Origin of the sequence: Streptococcus sp. oral taxon 064 (assembly GCF_001683375.1) — a bacterium.
Classification (GTDB): domain Bacteria; phylum Bacillota; class Bacilli; order Lactobacillales; family Streptococcaceae; genus Streptococcus; species Streptococcus oralis_S.
Map to the genome: position 1 here is coordinate 1,303,496 of NZ_CP016207.1, position 18,522 is coordinate 1,322,017.

Consider the following 18,522-nt stretch of genomic DNA (forward strand, 5'->3'; position numbering starts at 1 on the left):
TTTTAGAAGAAATGGAGTAGGCATCATGGCTTCCAGTAAAGAATATTTAGATTTTATTCTCGAACAGCTATCAGAGCTAGAGGAGATGAGTTATCGTCCAATGATGGGAGAGTATATCCTTTATTATCGTGGGAAGATTATTGGAGGAATTTATGATAATCGTTTGTTACTGAAGCCTGTGAAGGTGGTCATGGATCAACTGGGACAGACTAGGCTTGAACGTCCTTATGAAGGAGCTAAGGAGATGATTTTGATAGAAGACATTGAAGATAAATCATTTCTAATGAAATTAATTAAGGAGATGTATGAAGTCTTACCGGCTCCAAAAGTCAAAAAGAAAGCATGACAGATTTACCTAGTATAAATAGGCATAAAAGCTCGACAAGGGCTTTTTCTTATAGTTTCAGACTATAAGGTCCATTAGGCAAGAAGTGTTAGGATGGCGAGTTATTTTTTGATATAATAGAGGATATTTGATAGAAAAGAGAAGAGATATGGCTCAGATTATTGATGGGAAGGCTCTTGCGGCTAAGTTACAAGGACAGTTGGCTGAAAAGACGGCCAAACTAAAAGAAGAAACAGGTCTAGTTCCAGGATTGGTAGTGATTTTGGTGGGGGACAATCCTGCCAGCCAAGTCTACGTTCGCAATAAGGAACGGTCAGCTCTCGCTGCTGGCTTCCGTAGTGAAGTAGTGCGAGTTCCAGAGGCCATTACCCAGGCGGAATTGTTAGACTTGATTGCCAAATACAATCAAGATCCAGCTTGGCATGGAATTTTGGTTCAATTACCTTTGCCAAAACATATTGACGAAGAGGCAGTTTTATTAGCTATTGACCCCGAAAAAGATGTGGATGGTTTCCATCCCCTAAACATGGGGCGTCTCTGGTCTGGTCATCCAGTTATGATTCCTTCGACACCTGCAGGAATTATGGAGATGTTTCATGAATATGGGATTGATCTAGAAGGTAAAAATGCGGTTGTTATCGGTCGCTCAAATATCGTTGGGAAACCAATGGCTCAGCTTCTTTTGGCTAAGAATGCGACTGTGACCTTGACCCACTCACGCACCCATCATCTTGCCAAGGTGGCTGCTAAGGCGGATATTCTTGTCGTTGCAATCGGTCGTGCTAAGTTTGTGACAGCTGACTTTGTCAAACCGGGAGCGGTTGTCATTGATGTTGGGATGAACCGAGATGAAAATGGCAAGCTTTGTGGAGATGTTGATTATGATGCTGTTGCACCACTTGCTAGCCACATCACACCTGTACCGGGTGGAGTTGGTCCTATGACGATTACCATGCTAATGGAGCAAACCTATCAGGCAGCGCTTCGAACACTAAATAAGGACTAGGAAGATGAAATTCGTATTTGACCTGGATGGAACGCTATCTTTTGACTACATGACCATAGATGAGGAGATTCAGCAGGTTCTTTTAAAGGCTGAAGATTATGGGCATGAGCTTGTGTTTGCCTCGGCTCGCTCTTATCGGGATTGCTTGGGTTTATTAGGCCCTGAACTCAGTCAGCGCCTGGTCTGTCTCTTCTATACATCTAGACGTGTATATGCGACTGTCTGTGGAGATAGGAGAGCGAGGCATTTGCTCTCCTTTCTGATGTATTGTTTCTTTAAGATTATCTTACTTGAATGGTGGCGTAGCCTATCATTTGGGGAAGGCTATCTTCGAAAGGAATCTCGATGCTAGAGTTTATCATGCGCTAGTGGATTATTGCCAGACTTATAATCTCCCTTTTTTTGCAGATGATTGCTTTGACTATAGTGGACAGATTGTAGAGAAGATTCCATTTATTTCCAGTGTGGATCCCCTAAAGGTAGCTCGTCATCAGAAACTCGAGGACTTAGGTACTCCGATTAAGGTAGTCGTTTATATGGGTGACCATGAGGAGTTGCTTGATGATCTGCTTGGTCAGCTAGAAAGACTAGGACAGGCTCATCTCTCCTATCATGCGCATGAAAAGTGCCTTTATGTTAATCCCTTGGATACTCATAAGGCGACAACTGTTGAAAAGTTATGCGGGGAGAACTTCATCGCTTTTGGAAATGACCAAAACGATATTGAACTATTTAAAACATCGCTCTATTCTGTCCAGATAGGAGATTTTGCTGGCCTTACTCCATATGCAGATGACACGTTAGAGATAAAAGGAGCTCCTTCTCCAGCAGTGGCAGCTAAAATCTTACAGACCTTTGCGGAATTTAAGGGAAAATAGTGTAGAAGGAGGTTTGCCCCTCCTTTTGTAGTATAATGGAGTGAGAGGAAAAATCGATGAAAGTGATTGATCAAACTTTATTAGAAAAAGTTATTATTGAACGTTCTCGTACCAGTCATAAAGGAGACTATGGCCGTCTGCTCTTGCTTGGTGGGACCTATCCTTATGGTGGAGCCATCATCATGGCTGCCTTGGCAGCTGTCAAAAGCGGGGCAGGTTTGGTGACCGTTGGAACAGATAGGGAAAATATCCTTGCTCTACACAGTCATTTACCTGAGGCCATGGCATTTTCTCTTCAAGATCAGCAATTGTTAAAAGAGCAGTTGGAAAAGGCAGAAGTTGTCTTGCTAGGTCCGGGTTTGCGAGAGGATGCATTCGGAGAAGAACTCGTAAGAAGGTTCTTTGACAGCCTTAGAAAAGACCAGATTTTGATTGCAGATGGCGGTGCTTTGGGCATCTTAGCAAAAGCTCATTTGACATTCCCATCTAGTCAGCTCATCCTAACTCCCCACCAAAAGGAATGGGAAAGACTGTCTGGTATAGTTCTTGACCATCAAAATACAGAGGCGACTGCTAGGGCTCTTTCTGCTTTTCCTCAAAGGACGATTCTAGTCGAGAAGGGTTCAGCGACTCGTATCTGGAAAGCTGGTCAGTCTGAATATTATCAGTTACAGGTTGGAGGTCCCTATCAAGCAACTGGTGGGATGGGAGATACTCTGGCTGGGATGATTGCAGGTTTTGCAGGTCAGTTTCACCAAGTCAGTCTCTATGAGAGAGTGGTGGCAGCAACTCACCTTCATTCAGCTATTGCGCAAGAACTAGCTCAAGAAAACTACCTTGTCTTGCCTACCGAAATTAGTAAAGCTCTTCCGAAAACAATGAAAAAAATATCTCAAAAAGGCAGCTAATACCTTGGTTGCCTTTTTATGTTGATGTAGCTTTGTTGATAAGGTTTTCAAATACCTCAGAACTAGCGACCAACTGCTGAACTTGCGTGAAATTCTCACTTTTAAGGTCTTGATTTTTACTCAAACTCGCAAGGAAAGCGAGATTGTTATCAAAGTTGAGGGGTGTCAAATCATGCTTTTTTTGATATAATTTTTAATGATGAATGCGAGAAATGATCGGTATGTGGTCGTTGATTTAGAGGCGACCAGCACCGGAAGCAAGGCAAAAATTATTCAAGTAGGCATTGTGGTGATTGAGAATGGTGAAATCATTGATCAGTATGCGACCGATGTCAATCCCCATGAACCCTTGGATTCTCATATCAAAGAATTAACGGGTCTGACCGATCAGCGTTTGGCTGCGGCACCAGAGTTTTCTCAGGTGGCCGGAAAAATTTTTGAATTGGTTAAGGACGGTATTTTTGTTGCGCACAATGTACAGTTTGATGCCAACCTTCTTGCAGAATTTCTCTTTTTTGAAGGATATGAATTGCGTACACCGCGGGTGGATACAGTTGAGCTTGCCCAAGTTCTATATCCTCAGTTTGAAAAGTATAACTTAGGTATCCTTTGTCAAGAGTTGGGCATTGAGCTGGAACATGCCCATACTGCCCTGTCAGATGCTCAGGCAACAGCTGAACTCTTGCTCTACATGCGTCAAAAACTATTTGAGTTACCAAAAGGGCTCTTAGAAAGCTTGCTAAAACTTGCAGACAACCTTCTCTATGAAAGTTATCTGGTGATTGAGGAGGTCTATCAGCAACAATCTCTCTTATCTTCGCCCGACTTGATGGAACTTCATGGGCTTTTCCTCAGAAAGGAAAGCAAAGCCTTAGTCCCACAAAAGTTATCCAAAGACTTTGCTAAAAACATTTCTTTATTGGGGCTGGAGGAACGTCCACAGCAGCTGGATTTTGCGGAGAAGGTTGAGCAATTATTGGAAGAACACCAAACTTCCTTTATCCAAGCCCAAACGGGACTGGGCAAGACTTATGGTTATCTCCTTCCAGCTTTGAACTCGGAGAGTGAAGCTGGAATCCTAGTGAGCGTTCCGACCAAAATTCTTCAAAATCAAATCATGCAAGAAGAAGGTCAGCGCTTAAAAGAGGTCTTCCATCTGGAAATTCATAGTCTCAAGGGGCCTCAAAATTACTTGAAACTGGATGCCTTTCACCGAGTCCTCCATCGACCGGAGTCCAATCGCCTTTTCACACGTTTTAAAATGCAACTGCTCATCTGGTTAACAGAGACAGAGACTGGTGACTTGGACGAAATCGGGCAGCTTTATCGCTACCAGCACTTTCTGCCGGAACTAGTCCACGATGGTAAGCTTTCAAAGAAAAGTTTATTTGCTACAGAGGATTTTTGGAAACGAGGGCAGGAAAAGGCCAAGACCAGTCGCGTTCTCTTGACTAATCATGCCTATCTGGTCACTCGTTTGGAAGACAATCCAGAGTTTGTCGACAACCGTTTGGTGATCTTGGATGAAGCTCAAAAAATGCTGCTAGCCCTTGAAAATCTAGCCCAGCAGGCTTACCGCCTTGAGGAACTTGTAACTCAAATTGAAAAGTCCTTGGAGTCAGTGGAGGATTTGGTTCAGAAACGCTTGCTTGAGAGTATCGGCTTTGAATGTCGTTACTTGATAGAGCACTATCAGTCAGGTCTGAAGAATGGAAAGTGGTTGGATTCTCTTGAAGAGTTGCGCCAGCATTTTTCGGAGTTAGCTCTCCCAGAGTATAGAGAGACTGCAAACTTTTTCACGTCGGACCGTGAATTTTGGCTTGCTACAGCAGAAAAATCGAGCAAGGATGTCTTGATTTGTTCAAGCAAAAAAGGCCGCTTTATACTAGCAGACCTATTGCCAGAAGATTGTAGGCTCCTAGGAGTATCGGCCACTCTTGAAATCAGCAATCGGGTTTCCTTAGCAGATTTACTGGGATTCCCAGATGCTCCACTTGTTAGGCTTGATGTAGCAAAGCAGGAACAACAAGAAGTCTATCTAATTGATGACTTTCCTCTCGTTACCGAAGTTTCACCTGTTGACTATGCTAGTGAAGTGGCTTCTGTCATTCGAAGCTTACAAGCCTTTCAAGAACCCTTATTGGTCTTGTTTACCTCAAAAGAAATGTTGCTGGCAGTTTCGGACCTGCTCGACCAACCTCATCTAGCTCAGTATAAAAATGGGGAACCAAGCCAACTGAAAAAACGTTTTGAAAAAGGTGAGCGCCAGATCTTGCTTGGAACAGGTAGTTTCTGGGAAGGGGTTGATTTTTCAACCCATCCTTGTGTAATTCAAGTGATTCCGAGATTGCCTTTCCAAAATCCCCATGAACCGTTAACCAAAAAATTAAACCAGGAACTGCGTCAAGAAGGGAAAAATCCTTTCTATGATTATCAGTTGCCGATGGCGATCATTCGGCTAAAACAAGCCTTGGGTCGTACTGTTAGACGATCTGACCAAGGTTCGATTGCTCTAATCTTAGACAGCCGTGTTGTCAGCAAGCGTTACGGCAAACAAATCGCTCAGGCCTTGTCAAAAGAAAGGGCTGTTCAGGTTCTTTCTAGAGAACGGCTAGAGCCTGCTGTAGCTGATTTTCTCCAATCCCATCGCAATAGAATGAAAGAAAAATCTAAGAAAGAGAAAAGGTAAAAAATATGAAACGTTCCTTCGACTCTCGAGTCGATTATAGCCTCCTCCTACCAGTGTTTTGTTTACTGGTGATTGGAGTAGTGGCCATTTATATAGCAGTTAGTCATGACTATCCAAATAATGTATTACCAATTCTAGGTCAGCAAATCGCTTGGATTTCCTTGGGCCTTGTCATTGGTTTTGTGGTCATGTTCTTTAATACCGAGTTTTTATGGAAGGTGACTCCCTATCTTTATGGTCTAGGGCTAGCTTTGATGATCCTACCTCTTGTTTTCTACAATCCAAATCTTGTAGCGTCAACAGGTGCCAAGAACTGGGTATCGATTGGTGGAACGACACTTTTCCAGCCATCGGAATTCATGAAGATTTCCTATATCTTGATGTTGGCTCGAGCCATTGTAAGATTCACTCAAAAACACAAGGAATGGAGACGGACTATTCCCTTGGATTTCCTACTGATTGGTTGGATGATCGCCTTTACCATACCAGTCTTGATACTCTTAGCCCTACAAAGTGACTTGGGGACTGCCTTGGTCTTTGTAGCTATTTTTTCCGGTATGGTTCTCCTTTCAGGTGTTTCGTGGAAGATCATCATTCCGGTTTTTGCGACAGGAGTGACTGCAGTTGTAGGTTTTATGGCCATCTTTATAAGCAAGGATGGACGTGCCTTCTTGCATCAGATTGGGATGCCAACTTACCAGATCAACCGCATCTTGGCTTGGCTCAATCCCTTTGACTTTGCACAAACAACAACATATCAACAGGCGCAGGGACAAATTGCGATTGGAAGTGGTGGCTTGTTTGGACAAGGTTTCAATGTGTCCAATCTCCTCATTCCAGTACGCGAGAGCGATATGATTTTCACCGTAATTGCTGAAGACTTTGGCTTTATTGGTTCAGTCTTTGTGGTTGCTTTATACTTGCTTCTCATCTACCGTATGTTGAAGATTACGCTCAGGTCAAATAACCAGTTCTACACCTACATTTCGACTGGTTTTATCATGATGTTGCTCTTCCATATCTTTGAAAATATCGGTGCCGTGACAGGCTTACTTCCTTTGACAGGGATTCCTCTGCCATTTATTTCTCAAGGGGGATCCGCAATTATTAGTAACCTCATCGGTGTCGGTCTCCTCTTGTCTATGAGTTACCAGACCAATCTAGCAGAAGAGAAAAGTGGAAAAGTTCCATTCAAACGAAAGAAAGTCGTCCTAAAACAAATCAAATAAGGAGGCCACTATGGCAACAGTAGCAGTTATTTTAGCCCAGGGTTTTGAAGAAATTGAAGCCTTGACAGTAGTCGATGTCTTGCGTCGAGCAAACATTTCTTGTGATATGGTAGGATTTGAAGAGCAGGTGACAGGGTCACATGACATTCAGGTAAAAGCTGACCGTATCTTTGATGGTGATTTGTCCGACTATGACTTGGTAGTTCTTCCAGGTGGTATGCCAGGCTCAGCTCACCTACGAGATAATCAAGCGCTCATTTCACAGATTAAAGCCTTTAACCAAGCAGGAAAGAAAATTGCTGCCATCTGTGCAGCCCCAATCGCTCTTCATCAAGCAGGTGTCCTGAAAGACAAGCACTTTACTTGTTATGACGGAGTTCAGGAGCAAATTACTGACGGAATTTATCAAAAGCAAACAGTAGTTGTGGATGGCAATCTAACAACTAGCCGAGGACCGTCAACCGCACTTGCCTTTGCCTATGAATTGGTAGAGCAATTAGGAGGAGATGCTGAAAGTTTACGAGACGGCATGCTCTATCGAGATGTCTTTGGAAATCAACAGTAAGACGAGAGTTCGGCTCTCGTTTTTTAATTTACTCCATGTCTAAAAAATGTTTCATATGATTGTCTTGCGATTTTATATCAAACTTTTATAAATCAATCAAGATTCGTTTAACATAAGAAGGAATCTATCTCTAGAAATGTTAGTGTTTTCAAGTTGTTAGATAGAATAGTTCAGATTTCTACTGAAATCAATAGATTCATGAAAAGATATAATATTCAATAAATGCTATATTAAACGGTCTTATCATGCGAATTAATCTGCTTGTATTAATTTGAAATATAAAGTACTTTCTCTGTAATATAATTGAAACATGTTACTAGTATATTAAAATTAGTAAGAATTTTTTGCATATACGAAACTGGGGGAGTGATATGTTGAAAGCATTTGGAAAAATATTCAAAGTCATTAGAGAATCAAAAAAAATGTCCCTGAAAGAGGTAGCTGCTGGTGATATTTCCGTAGCTCAGCTATCCCGTTTTGAACGGGGAGTTAATGGGATCACACTTGATTCTTTTTATTGCTGTTTAAAAAATATGGCCGTTTCCCTAGAGGAGTTTCAGTATGTTTACCATAATTACATTGATTCAGATGATGTGCTGTTTTCAAAAAAAGTAGCTGATGCATATCAGGAAAACAATGTTGTCAAGCTCCAAAATATTTTGTCAAGCTCAGAAGCTTTGACCGAACAGTTTCCTGAGAAGAAAAACTATAAACTCAATACGATCATTGTCAGAGCTCTTCTGTCTTCCTGTTGCTCAGATTTTCAGATTAGCAAGAAGGATATAGAATTCCTGACGGATCATCTCTTTTCTGTTGAGGAGTGGGGACGTTATGAACTCTGGCTTTTTACAAACAGTGTTGATTTGATGACCTTGGAAACGTTGGAAACCTTCGCTAGTGAGATGATCAATCGTACCCAGTTTTATAACAACCTACCTGAAAATCGCCGCCGTATTATCAAGATGCTACTTAATGTCATTAGCGTCTGTATAGAAGGAAACCATCTGCTAGTTGCTATGAGGTTTCTCAATTATCTCGACCACTCTAAAATCCCTGAAACAGATCTATATGATCGAACGCTGATTAAGTATCATAGGGCTCTGTATGCCTATAAGGTCGGGAATACTAATGCTCTCAGTGATATCGAGCAATGCCTATCTTTTTTTGAATTTTTAGATTCCTTTGGTGTTGCCCAAAAGCTTAAAGAACAGTTTGAAAGAATTTGCCTTTCATAGTTGTAGATGTGCAACAAAAAAAGATCATTTTGAAAAATATACTAGAATAAGGGCATAACTTTATACTAAATTCAGAAGGAGGTTTTATGATGGAGAAAAAGATTCATTATAAGATGCATAAAGTTAAGAAAAACTGGGTAGCCATTGCTTTGACTACCTTGGCCCTTATTGTAGCACCAAAGGTACTTGGTCTAGAACCAGGCGTTGTCCATGCGGATGATGTAAAGCAGGTTGTGGTTCAAGAACCTGCTACAGCTCAGACTAGTGGTCCGGGTCAGCAAACTCCAGCCCAAGCTAACGTAGCTTCTGAGAAAGAAGCAGAAAAAGCAACCCCTGCAGACAAGGTGACAGGCGATGTTGCTGCTAGTGAAAAACCTGCTAAACCAGCAGAAAATACGGAAGCAACAGTTCAAACCAATGCTCAAGAGCCTGCTAAACCAGCAGATACGAAAGAAGCATCTACAGAAAAGGCTGCTGTTGCAGAAGAAGTTAAAGCTGCTAATGCAATCACAGAAACTCCTAAAACAGAAGTAGCAGAGCAGAATAAACAAGCAGGGCCAACAACTGCCCAAGACCAAGAAGGCGACAAACGAGAAAAATCGGCTGTTGAAGACAAGATTGTTGCAAATCCAAAGGTTGCAAAGAAAGATCGCTTGCCCGAACCTGCTCAAAAACAAGGAGCAGTAGCTGAAAGAATGGTGGCAGATCAGGCTCAACCTGCACCTGTAAATGCTGACCATGATGATGATGTCCTATCTCATATTAAGACCATTGATGGTAAAAATTACTATGTTCAGGACGATGGTACAGTTAAAAAGAACTTTGCAGTTGAACTTAATGGTAGAATACTTTATTTTGATGCAGAAACTGGTGCCTTAGTTGATTCAAATGAATATCAGTTCCAACAAGGAACCAGCAGTCTCAATAATGAATTCTCCCAAAAGAATGCTTTCTATGGTACGACTGACAAGGATATTGAAACTGTAGACGGTTATTTGACAGCAGATAGCTGGTATCGTCCAAAGTTCATCTTAAAAGATGGAAAAACATGGACGGCTTCGACAGAAACAGACTTACGTCCTCTTTTGATGGCTTGGTGGCCTGATAAACGTACTCAGATTAATTACCTCAACTATATGAACCAGCAAGGTCTGGGAGCAGGTGCTTTTGAAAACAAAGTTGAACAAGCTCTCCTGACAGGAGCTTCTCAGCAGGTTCAGCGCAAAATTGAGGAAAAAATTGGTAAAGAAGGCGATACCAAATGGTTGAGAACGCTGATGGGTGCCTTTGTCAAAACCCAGCCAAACTGGAATATCAAGTCAGAGTCTGAAACAACTGGTACTAAAAAGGACCACTTGCAGGGTGGAGCTTTGCTTTATACTAATAATGAGAAGAGCTCTCATGCTGACTCTAAGTTCCGTCTGCTTAACCGTACCCCTACTAGTCAAACAGGTACACCTAAGTACTTCATTGACAAGTCAAACGGTGGTTATGAGTTCTTGCTCTCTAGCGACTTTGACAATTCTAATCCAGCTGTTCAGGCCGAACAACTCAACTGGTTGCATTTTATGATGAACTTTGGAAGCATCGTAGCCAATGATCCGACTGCTAATTTTGATGCGGTGGACAATGTCAACGCAGACTTGCTCCAAATCGCATCTGACTACTTCAAGTCTCGCTACAAGGTTGGAGAAAGTGAAGAAGAAGCTATTAAGCATTTGTCTATCTTGGAAGCTTGGTCTGATAACGATCCTGACTACAACAAAGATACTAAGGGTGCTCAACTAGCAATTGACAACAAGCTACGCTTGTCCTTGCTTTATTCATTCATGCGTAATCTATCTATCCGTAGCGGAGTAGAGCCAACGATTACAAATAGTCTAAATGACCGTTCTTCTGAAAAGAAAAATGGCGAACGAATGGCTAACTATATCTTTGTTCGGGCTCATGATAGTGAAGTACAAACTGTTATTGCCGACATCATTCGAGAAAATATCAATCCAAATACGGATGGTTTGACCTTTACCATGGATGAACTCAAGCAAGCCTTCAAGATCTACAACGAAGATATGCGCAAGGCGGACAAGAAATATACGCAGTTCAACATCCCAACTGCTCATGCTCTCATGCTCTCCAATAAAGACTCTATCACTCGGGTCTACTATGGTGATCTCTATACCGATGATGGTCAATACATGGAGAAAAAATCTCCTTACCACGACGCTATCGATGCCTTGTTGCGTGCTCGTATTAAGTATGTAGCAGGTGGACAAGACATGAAAGTCACTTATATGGGTGTACCTCGTGAGGCTGATAAATGGTCTTACAATGGTATTTTGACTTCTGTGCGCTACGGTACGGGTGCTAATGAAGCAACAGATGAAGGAACAGCAGAAACTCGTACTCAAGGGATGGCTGTTATTGCTTCAAACAACCCTAACCTCAAGTTAAATGCGTGGGATAAACTGCAAGTCAATATGGGAGCAGCCCATAAGAATCAATACTATCGCCCTGTGCTTTTGACGACCAAAGATGGTATTTCCCGCTATCTAACTGACGAAGAAGTGCCGCAATCGCTCTGGAAGAAGACAGATGCTAATGGTATTTTAACCTTTGATATGAATGATATTGCAGGCTACAGCAATGTACAGGTTTCTGGATATCTGGCTGTTTGGGTACCAGTTGGCGCTAAGGCAGATCAGGATGCTCGTACAACAGCAAGCAAGAAGAAAAATGCCAGTGGTCAGGTTTACGAATCTAGCGCAGCCCTTGATTCTCAGTTGATTTACGAAGGATTTTCTAACTTCCAGGACTTTGCAACACGCGATGACCAATATACCAATAAAGTCATTGCTAAAAATGTCAACCTCTTCAAGGAATGGGGAGTAACTTCATTTGAGCTACCACCTCAGTATGTATCTAGCCAAGACGGTACTTTCTTAGATTCTATCATTCAGAATGGTTATGCCTTTGAAGACCGCTACGATATGGCCATGAGTAAGAACAATAAATATGGTTCTTTAAAAGATTTGCTCAATGCTCTCCGTGCGCTTCACAGTGTCAATATCCAAGCCATCGCGGACTGGGTACCAGATCAAATCTATAACCTACCAGGTAAGGAAGTAGTAACAGCAACACGTGTCAACAACTATGGAACCTACCGTGAAGGCGCAGAAATTAAGGAAAAACTCTATGTAGCTAATAGTAAGACCAATGGGACTGATTTCCAAGGTAAGTACGGTGGAGCCTTCTTGGATGAGCTTAAAGCTAAATATCCAGAAATCTTTGAACGAGTACAGATTTCCAATGGTCAAAAAATGACAACAGATGAGAAGATTACCAAGTGGTCGGCTAAGTACTTCAATGGTACCAATATCTTAGGTCGTGGTGCTTACTATGTTCTTAAAGACTGGGCTAGCAACGACTACCTCACTAACAAAAATGGCGAGATCGTATTGCCTAAGCAATTAGTTAATAAGAATGCTTACACAGGATTTGTTAGTGATGCCAATGGTACTAAGTTCTATTCAACTAGTGGTTATCAAGCTAAAAATTCCTTTATCCAAGATGAAAATGGAAATTGGTATTACTTCGATAAACGAGGTTATCTTGTAACAGGTGCTCATGAAATTGATGGCAAGCACGTTTATTTCTTGAAGAATGGTATTCAACTTCGTGATTCTATCCGTGAAGATGAAAATGGTAATCAGTACTACTATGATCAAACTGGTGCCCAAGTTCTCAACCGTTACTACACTACTGATGGTGAAAACTGGCGTTACTTTGATGCCAAGGGCGTTATGGCTCGAGGTCTTGTCAAGATAGGAGATGGACAGCAATTCTTTGATGAAAACGGCTATCAGGTTAAGGGCAAGATTGTGAGTGCTAAGGATGGCAAACTTCGTTACTTTGACAAGGATTCAGGAAATGCTGTTATCAATCGTTTTGCTCAGGGTGATAACCCAAGTGATTGGTACTATTTTGGAGCAGATGGAGTTGCTGTGACAGGTCTTCAAAAGATTGGTCAACAAACACTTTACTTTGACCAAGATGGCAAGCAAGTCAAGGGTAAAATAGTGACACTTTCAGATAAGAGTATCCGTTATTTTGATGCTAACTCAGGAGAAATGGCAGTCGGCAAGTTTGCAGAAGGTGCCAAGAGCGAATGGTATTACTTTGACCAAACTGGTAAAGCAGTGACAGGTCTTCAAAAGATTGGCAAACAAACACTTTACTTTGATCAAGATGGTAAGCAAGTCAAGGGTAAAGTAGTAACTTTGGCTGATAAATCCATCCGTTACTTTGATGCCAACTCAGGAGAAATGGCAGTCGGCAAGTTTGCAGAAGGTGCCAAGAACGAATGGTATTACTTTGACCAAACTGGTAAAGCAGTGACAGGCCTTCAAAAGATTGACAAACAAACACTTTACTTCGACCAAGATGGCAAGCAAGTCAAGGGCAAAATCGTGACACTTTCAGATAAGAGTATCCGTTACTTTGATGCTAACTCAGGAGAGATGGCAACCAACAAGTTTGTCGAAGGTTCCCCAAATGAGTGGTACTATTTTGATCAAACTGGAAAAGCAGTGACAGGCTTGCAGCAGGTTGGTCAACAGACTCTCTATTTCACGCAAGACGGCAAGCAAGTCAAAGGAAAAGTTGTTGATGTGAATGGAGTTAGTCGATATTTCGATGTCAATTCAGGAGATATGGCTCGAAGCAAATGGATTCAACTTGAAGATGGAAGTTGGATGTATTTTGACCGCGATGGTAGAGGTCAAAACTTCGGAAGAAACTAATCGAATGTAGCTCAATAAAAATCAAACTTTATCTGACGATATACAAAAACGATAACTCCTTTAAAGGACGTTATCGTTTTTTGCCTGTTTGGAGAATAAATGACAATTGAAAAGAAAGATGGAATCATTGGAAACTGTAATGAATTAACAAGAGATTCCATATTGGAATAATCTTTTTCTGCACTCTATTGAGATATTCAAAGCAATGAGGATTCTATTTTTAAAGTTTGGAAATCCAAAAGCGTTTCGTTTGCGAACAATGACGCGATTGTTAGTAGTTTCTATTTTTTAATTTGTACATTTGAGATAAGAAAGATTTTGCTTGATTATTCATAGAGGAGCTATTCTTCACAAAAAGGCTCCATCGATGCAATAGTGTTTTACTCTCTATAGAAATTATAGAGCCGAAAAATCTAGGAAATCATCGCTTTTTTCATAAAAAAATGGTATAATGAAGGGTATGAAATATCACGACTATATATGGGATTTAGGTGGTACCCTATTGGATAATTATGAGACTTCTACAGCAGCCTTTGTAGAAACCTTAGCCCAATACGGAATAGAGCAAGAACACGACCGCGTCTACGAAGCCTTGAAGGTTTCGACAGCTTTTGCCATCGAGAAGTTTGCACCAGATATCGAGGTTTTTTTAGAGAACTACAAAGAAAATGAGGCGCGTGAGCTAGAGCATCCAGTTTTGTTTGAGGGAATTCCAGAATTACTCAAAGACATTTCGGACAAGGGTGGTCGCCATTTCTTGGTTTCTCATCGAAATGACCAAGTGCTAGAACTTCTTGCTAAGACCCAGATAGCGAACTACTTCACTGAGGTGGTGACTGCCAGTTCTGGCTTTAAACGGAAACCAGATCCTGAGTCCATGATTTATTTACGTGATAAATATCATATTACATCTGGTTTGGTCATTGGTGACAGAAATATTGATGTAGAAGCAGGTAAAGCTGCTGGCTTAGATGCCTATCTTTTTAATAACGTTGCGACATTGAGACAAGCAATAGACATGTAAGAAAAGGGAAAAAATGACAGAAGAAATCAAAAATCAACAGGCACAAGATTATGATGCCAGTCAAATTCAAGTTTTGGAGGGACTTGAAGCTGTTCGTATGCGTCCAGGTATGTATATTGGATCGACTTCAAAAGAAGGTCTTCACCATCTAGTATGGGAAATCGTTGATAACTCAATTGACGAAGCCCTAGCTGGATTTGCCAGTCACATCCAAGTCTTTATAGAGCCTGATAATTCCATCACCGTTGTGGATGATGGGCGTGGAATTCCTGTTGATATTCAGGAAAAAACAGGACGTCCCGCTGTTGAGACCGTCTTTACAGTTCTTCACGCTGGAGGAAAATTCGGCGGTGGCGGATACAAGGTTTCAGGTGGATTGCACGGTGTAGGTTCATCAGTAGTAAATGCTCTTTCAACTCAACTAGATGTTCATGTCCATAAAAACGGTAAGATTCATTACCAAGAATACCGTCGTGGTCATGTTGTTGCTGATCTTGAGGTGGTTGGAGATACGGATAAAACGGGAACAACAGTTCACTTCACACCAGATCCAGAGATTTTTACAGAAACAACAACTTTTGACTTTGAAAAATTAAACAAACGTATTCAAGAACTAGCCTTTTTGAACCGAGGTCTTCAAATCTCCATCACAGATAAGCGTGATGGTCTCGAACAGACTAAACATTACCACTATGAGGGTGGGATTGCTAGCTACGTTGAATATATCAACGAGAACAAGGATGTTATCTTTGATACACCAATCTACACAGACGGTGAGATGGATGATATCACAGTTGAAGTAGCCATGCAGTACACAACCGGTTACCACGAAAACGTCATGAGTTTCGCCAATAACATTCACACCCATGAAGGTGGTACGCATGAGCAAGGTTTCCGTACGGCTCTGACGCGTGTTATCAATGACTATGCTCGCAAGAATAAACTGCTAAAAGACAATGAAGATAACCTAACAGGGGAAGATGTCCGTGAAGGCTTGACTGCAGTTATCTCAGTTAAGCATCCAAACCCGCAGTTTGAAGGACAAACCAAGACCAAACTGGGGAATAGTGAAGTAGTCAAGATTACCAATCGCCTCTTCAGCGATGCCTTCTCTGATTTCCTCATGGAAAATCCACAGATCGCCAAGCGTATCGTGGAAAAAGGGATTTTGGCTGCCAAGGCTCGTGTAGCTGCCAAGCGTGCGCGTGAAGTCACTCGCAAGAAATCTGGTTTGGAAATTTCCAATTTGCCAGGAAAACTAGCAGACTGTTCTTCAAACAACCCAGCTGAAACCGAACTCTTCATCGTTGAAGGAGACTCAGCTGGTGGATCAGCCAAATCTGGTCGTAACCGTGAGTTCCAGGCTATCCTTCCAATTCGTGGTAAGATCTTGAACGTTGAAAAAGCTAGCATGGATAAAATCCTTGCAAACGAAGAAATTCGAAGTCTTTTCACAGCCATGGGAACAGGATTTGGTGCAGAATTTGATGTCACTAAGGCTCGTTACCAAAAACTCGTTTTGATGACCGATGCCGATGTTGATGGAGCCCACATTCGAACTCTCTTGCTAACCTTGATTTATCGCTATATGAAACCAATCTTAGAGGCTGGTTATGTCTACATTGCCCAACCACCGATTTATGGGGTTAAAGTTGGAAGTGAAATCAAAGAATACATTCAACCTGGTGCAGATCAAGAAATTAAACTCCAAGAAGCCTTAGCACGTCACAGTGAAGGGCGTTCAAAACCAACCATCCAACGTTATAAAGGTTTGGGAGAAATGGATGACCACCAATTGTGGGAAACAACCATGGATCCTGAACATCGCTTGATGGCGCGTGTTTCGGTAGATGATGCTGCCGAAGCAGATAAAATCTTTGATATGTTGATGGGAGATCGAGTAGAACCTCGTCGCGAATTTATCGAAGAAAACGCTGTTTACAGTACACTTGACGTCTAAAAAATGTGGGAAATAGTTCCCTTGGTTTAAAAAATATGATATAATCATTACGATTGTTTCTAGTATAAAAGGAGTTTGATATGTCTAATGGACAACTAATTTATCTAATGGTTGCGATTGCAGTCATTCTGATCTTAGCTTATGTAACAGCCATCTTTTTACGTAAGCGTAATGTAAGCAGATTAACGGCCCTTGAAGAAAGAAAAGAAGAACTCTACAACCTTCCTGTAAATGATGAGGTTGAAGCCGTTAAAAACATGCACTTGATTGGTCAAAGTCAGGTGACCTTCCGTGAATGGAATCAAAAATGGGTTGATTTATCTCTGAACTCATTTGCTGATATTGAAAATCACCTCTTTGAAGCTGAAAGCTACAATAATTCTTTCCGTTTCTTTAAGGCAACACACAAGATTGATCAGATTGAGAGCCAAATCGGCTTGATTGAAGAAGACATTGCTGCTATTCGCAATGCTCTCTCAGAACTTGAAAAGCAAGAATCTAAGAATAGTGGCCGTGTCCTTCATGCCTTGGACTTGTTTGAATCCCTTCAACATACCGTTGCAGAAGATTCAGAGAAGTATGGTAAGGCCCTTCCTGAGATTGAGAAGCAATTGGAAAACATCCAATCGGAATTCTCTCAATTTGTTACCCTAAATTCATCAGGTGACCCGGTTGAAGCCGCAGCAATTCTTGATTCAACTGAAAATCATATTCTCGCTTTGACACACATCGTTGAGCGAATTCCAGCTCTTGTTGAAACCTTGACAAAGGAACTGCCAGAACAATTGGCAGATTTGGAAGAAGGTTATCGCAAGCTGTTGGATGCCAACTACCACTTTACAGAAACAGATATTGAATCCCGTTTCCAACTTTTGCATGAGTCTTTGAAAAATAATCAAGAAAATATTCGTCAGTTGGAATTGGACAATGCAGAGTATGAAAATAATCGCATCCAAGAAGAAATCAACGCACTTTATGATATCTTCACTCGTGAAATTGCAGCTCAAAAAGTGGTTGAAAGTCTTCTTTCGACATTACCAACTTATCTCAACCACTTGAAAGAAAATAATCAGGTGCTTGTTCAAGATCTTGAACGTTTGACTAAAACCTACCTTCTTCCTGAAAGTGATGGAAATCATGTTCGTCGTCTTCAAGCAGAATTGGCTGCACTTGATACAGCAATCATGGAAGTGACAGAGGACCAAGGTGAGTCAACACAAGCCTACTCTGCTCTTGAAGAACAGTTGGAAATGCTTCAAAGCAACCTCAAGGATATTGAGGATGAGCAAATCTCTGTTAGCGAACGACTTGCCCAAATCGAAAAAGTTGACCTCAATGCTCGCCAAAAAGCAAATGTCTATGTGAACCGTTTGCATACTATCAAACGTTACATGGAGAAGAGAAACTTGCCAGGTATTCCTCAAAGTTTCTTGAAACTTTTCTTTACTGCAAGTCATAACACAGAAGATTTGATGGCAGAGTTAGAACAACCACAAGTGAATATTGAATCGGTTAAACGAATTCTTGAAGTCGCAACAAATGATATGGAAGCACTTGAAACAGAAACCTATGATATCGTTCAATATGCAACCTTGACTGAGCAACTACTCCAATACTCAAACCGTTACCGTTCATTTGATGAGCGTATCCAAGAGGCCTTCAACGAAGCGCTTGAAATTTTTGAAAAAGAGTTTGACTACCAGGCGTCATTTGAAAAAATTTCACAAGCCTTGGAAGTTGCTGAACCAGGAGTTACAAACCGTTTTGTAACTTCATATGAGAAAACACGTGAAGCGATTCGTTTTTAAAAATAGAAGCTTAGAAGATTTCTAAGCTTTTTTATTTTCCTAAAAAAGACAGAATCCCTGTTTATCATTGAAATA

At 41.3% G+C, this 18,522-nt stretch carries 11 protein-coding genes and 2 pseudogenes; all 13 read left to right on the forward strand.

Going from position 1 to position 18,522, the window contains the following annotated elements; translation table 11 throughout:
• The first annotated feature begins 25 nt into the window (after window positions 1-25).
• The 13 genes and pseudogenes from AXF18_RS06370 to ezrA all read left to right on the forward strand — a co-directional run bounded on the left by AXF18_RS06370 (window position 26) and on the right by ezrA (window position 18,447).
• The gene (locus tag AXF18_RS06370) at window positions 26-346 is read left to right on the forward strand and encodes a TfoX/Sxy family protein (RefSeq protein ID WP_049549838.1); all 321 of its coding nucleotides are present in this window, start codon (window positions 26-28) and stop codon (window positions 344-346) included.
• A gap of 148 nt (window positions 347-494) precedes the next feature.
• On the forward strand, window positions 495-1,352 hold the full coding sequence (locus AXF18_RS06375) for a bifunctional methylenetetrahydrofolate dehydrogenase/methenyltetrahydrofolate cyclohydrolase (RefSeq protein ID WP_049549837.1): 858 nt from the start codon (window positions 495-497) through the stop codon (window positions 1,350-1,352).
• 4 nt (window positions 1,353-1,356) lie between these two features.
• A pseudogene (locus tag AXF18_RS10280) lies at window positions 1,357-1,536 on the forward strand (HAD hydrolase family protein); the annotation flags it as partial.
• Window positions 1,537-1,642: 106 nt separating this feature from the next.
• Window positions 1,643-2,230, forward strand: a pseudogene (locus AXF18_RS06380) (HAD hydrolase family protein); the annotation flags it as partial.
• 56 nt (window positions 2,231-2,286) lie between these two features.
• The gene (locus tag AXF18_RS06385) at window positions 2,287-3,138 is read left to right on the forward strand and encodes an NAD(P)H-hydrate dehydratase (protein ID WP_049549835.1); all 852 of its coding nucleotides are present in this window, start codon (window positions 2,287-2,289) and stop codon (window positions 3,136-3,138) included.
• A 196-nt stretch (window positions 3,139-3,334) separates the two neighbouring features.
• On the forward strand, window positions 3,335-5,827 hold the full coding sequence (locus AXF18_RS06390) for a bifunctional DnaQ family exonuclease/ATP-dependent helicase (protein WP_000980478.1): 2,493 nt from the start codon (window positions 3,335-3,337) through the stop codon (window positions 5,825-5,827).
• 5 nt (window positions 5,828-5,832) lie between these two features.
• The gene (locus AXF18_RS06395) at window positions 5,833-7,056 is read left to right on the forward strand and encodes an FtsW/RodA/SpoVE family cell cycle protein (RefSeq protein WP_000830415.1); all 1,224 of its coding nucleotides are present in this window, start codon (window positions 5,833-5,835) and stop codon (window positions 7,054-7,056) included.
• 10 nt (window positions 7,057-7,066) lie between these two features.
• Window positions 7,067-7,621 carry a DJ-1 family glyoxalase III gene (locus AXF18_RS06400; protein WP_049549834.1) on the forward strand — a complete coding sequence of 185 codons (555 nt, stop codon included), beginning with the start codon at window positions 7,067-7,069 and terminating at the stop codon, window positions 7,619-7,621.
• A gap of 371 nt (window positions 7,622-7,992) precedes the next feature.
• Complete coding sequence (locus tag AXF18_RS06405; RefSeq protein ID WP_000909920.1) at window positions 7,993-8,856, forward strand: helix-turn-helix domain-containing protein; 864 nt, start codon at window positions 7,993-7,995, stop codon at window positions 8,854-8,856.
• An 86-nt stretch (window positions 8,857-8,942) separates the two neighbouring features.
• The gene (locus tag AXF18_RS06410) at window positions 8,943-13,655 is read left to right on the forward strand and encodes a glycoside hydrolase family 70 protein (RefSeq protein ID WP_065371693.1); all 4,713 of its coding nucleotides are present in this window, start codon (window positions 8,943-8,945) and stop codon (window positions 13,653-13,655) included.
• A gap of 460 nt (window positions 13,656-14,115) precedes the next feature.
• Window positions 14,116-14,679, forward strand: a complete 564-nt coding sequence (locus AXF18_RS06415) for an HAD-IA family hydrolase (RefSeq protein ID WP_025169033.1) — start codon at window positions 14,116-14,118, stop codon at window positions 14,677-14,679.
• Between the two features lie 13 nt (window positions 14,680-14,692).
• The gene (gyrB, locus tag AXF18_RS06420) at window positions 14,693-16,639 is read left to right on the forward strand and encodes a DNA topoisomerase (ATP-hydrolyzing) subunit B (protein WP_042902510.1); all 1,947 of its coding nucleotides are present in this window, start codon (window positions 14,693-14,695) and stop codon (window positions 16,637-16,639) included.
• 80 nt (window positions 16,640-16,719) lie between these two features.
• A complete protein-coding gene (ezrA, locus tag AXF18_RS06425) occupies window positions 16,720-18,447 on the forward strand; it encodes a septation ring formation regulator EzrA (protein ID WP_065371694.1) in 1,728 nt (575 codons plus the stop codon).
• Window positions 18,448-18,522 lie beyond the last annotated feature (75 nt).

Excerpts from the sequence above, each read along its gene's own strand:
- ezrA (WP_065371694.1), top strand. The coding sequence starts at position 16,720 with ATGTCTAATGGACAACTAATTTATCTAATGGTTGCGATTGCAGTCATT.
- gyrB (WP_042902510.1), top strand. The coding sequence starts at position 14,693 with ATGACAGAAGAAATCAAAAATCAACAGGCACAAGATTATGATGCCAGT.
- AXF18_RS06400 (WP_049549834.1), top strand. The coding sequence starts at position 7,067 with ATGGCAACAGTAGCAGTTATTTTAGCCCAGGGTTTTGAAGAAATTGAA.
- AXF18_RS06390 (WP_000980478.1), top strand. The coding sequence starts at position 3,335 with ATGATGAATGCGAGAAATGATCGGTATGTGGTCGTTGATTTAGAGGCG.
- AXF18_RS06415 (WP_025169033.1), top strand. The coding sequence starts at position 14,116 with ATGAAATATCACGACTATATATGGGATTTAGGTGGTACCCTATTGGAT.
- AXF18_RS06395 (WP_000830415.1), top strand. The coding sequence starts at position 5,833 with ATGAAACGTTCCTTCGACTCTCGAGTCGATTATAGCCTCCTCCTACCA.
- AXF18_RS06375 (WP_049549837.1), top strand. The coding sequence starts at position 495 with ATGGCTCAGATTATTGATGGGAAGGCTCTTGCGGCTAAGTTACAAGGA.
- AXF18_RS06410 (WP_065371693.1), top strand. The coding sequence starts at position 8,943 with ATGATGGAGAAAAAGATTCATTATAAGATGCATAAAGTTAAGAAAAAC.
- AXF18_RS06370 (WP_049549838.1), top strand. The coding sequence starts at position 26 with ATGGCTTCCAGTAAAGAATATTTAGATTTTATTCTCGAACAGCTATCA.
- AXF18_RS06385 (WP_049549835.1), top strand. The coding sequence starts at position 2,287 with ATGAAAGTGATTGATCAAACTTTATTAGAAAAAGTTATTATTGAACGT.
- AXF18_RS06405 (WP_000909920.1), top strand. The coding sequence starts at position 7,993 with ATGTTGAAAGCATTTGGAAAAATATTCAAAGTCATTAGAGAATCAAAA.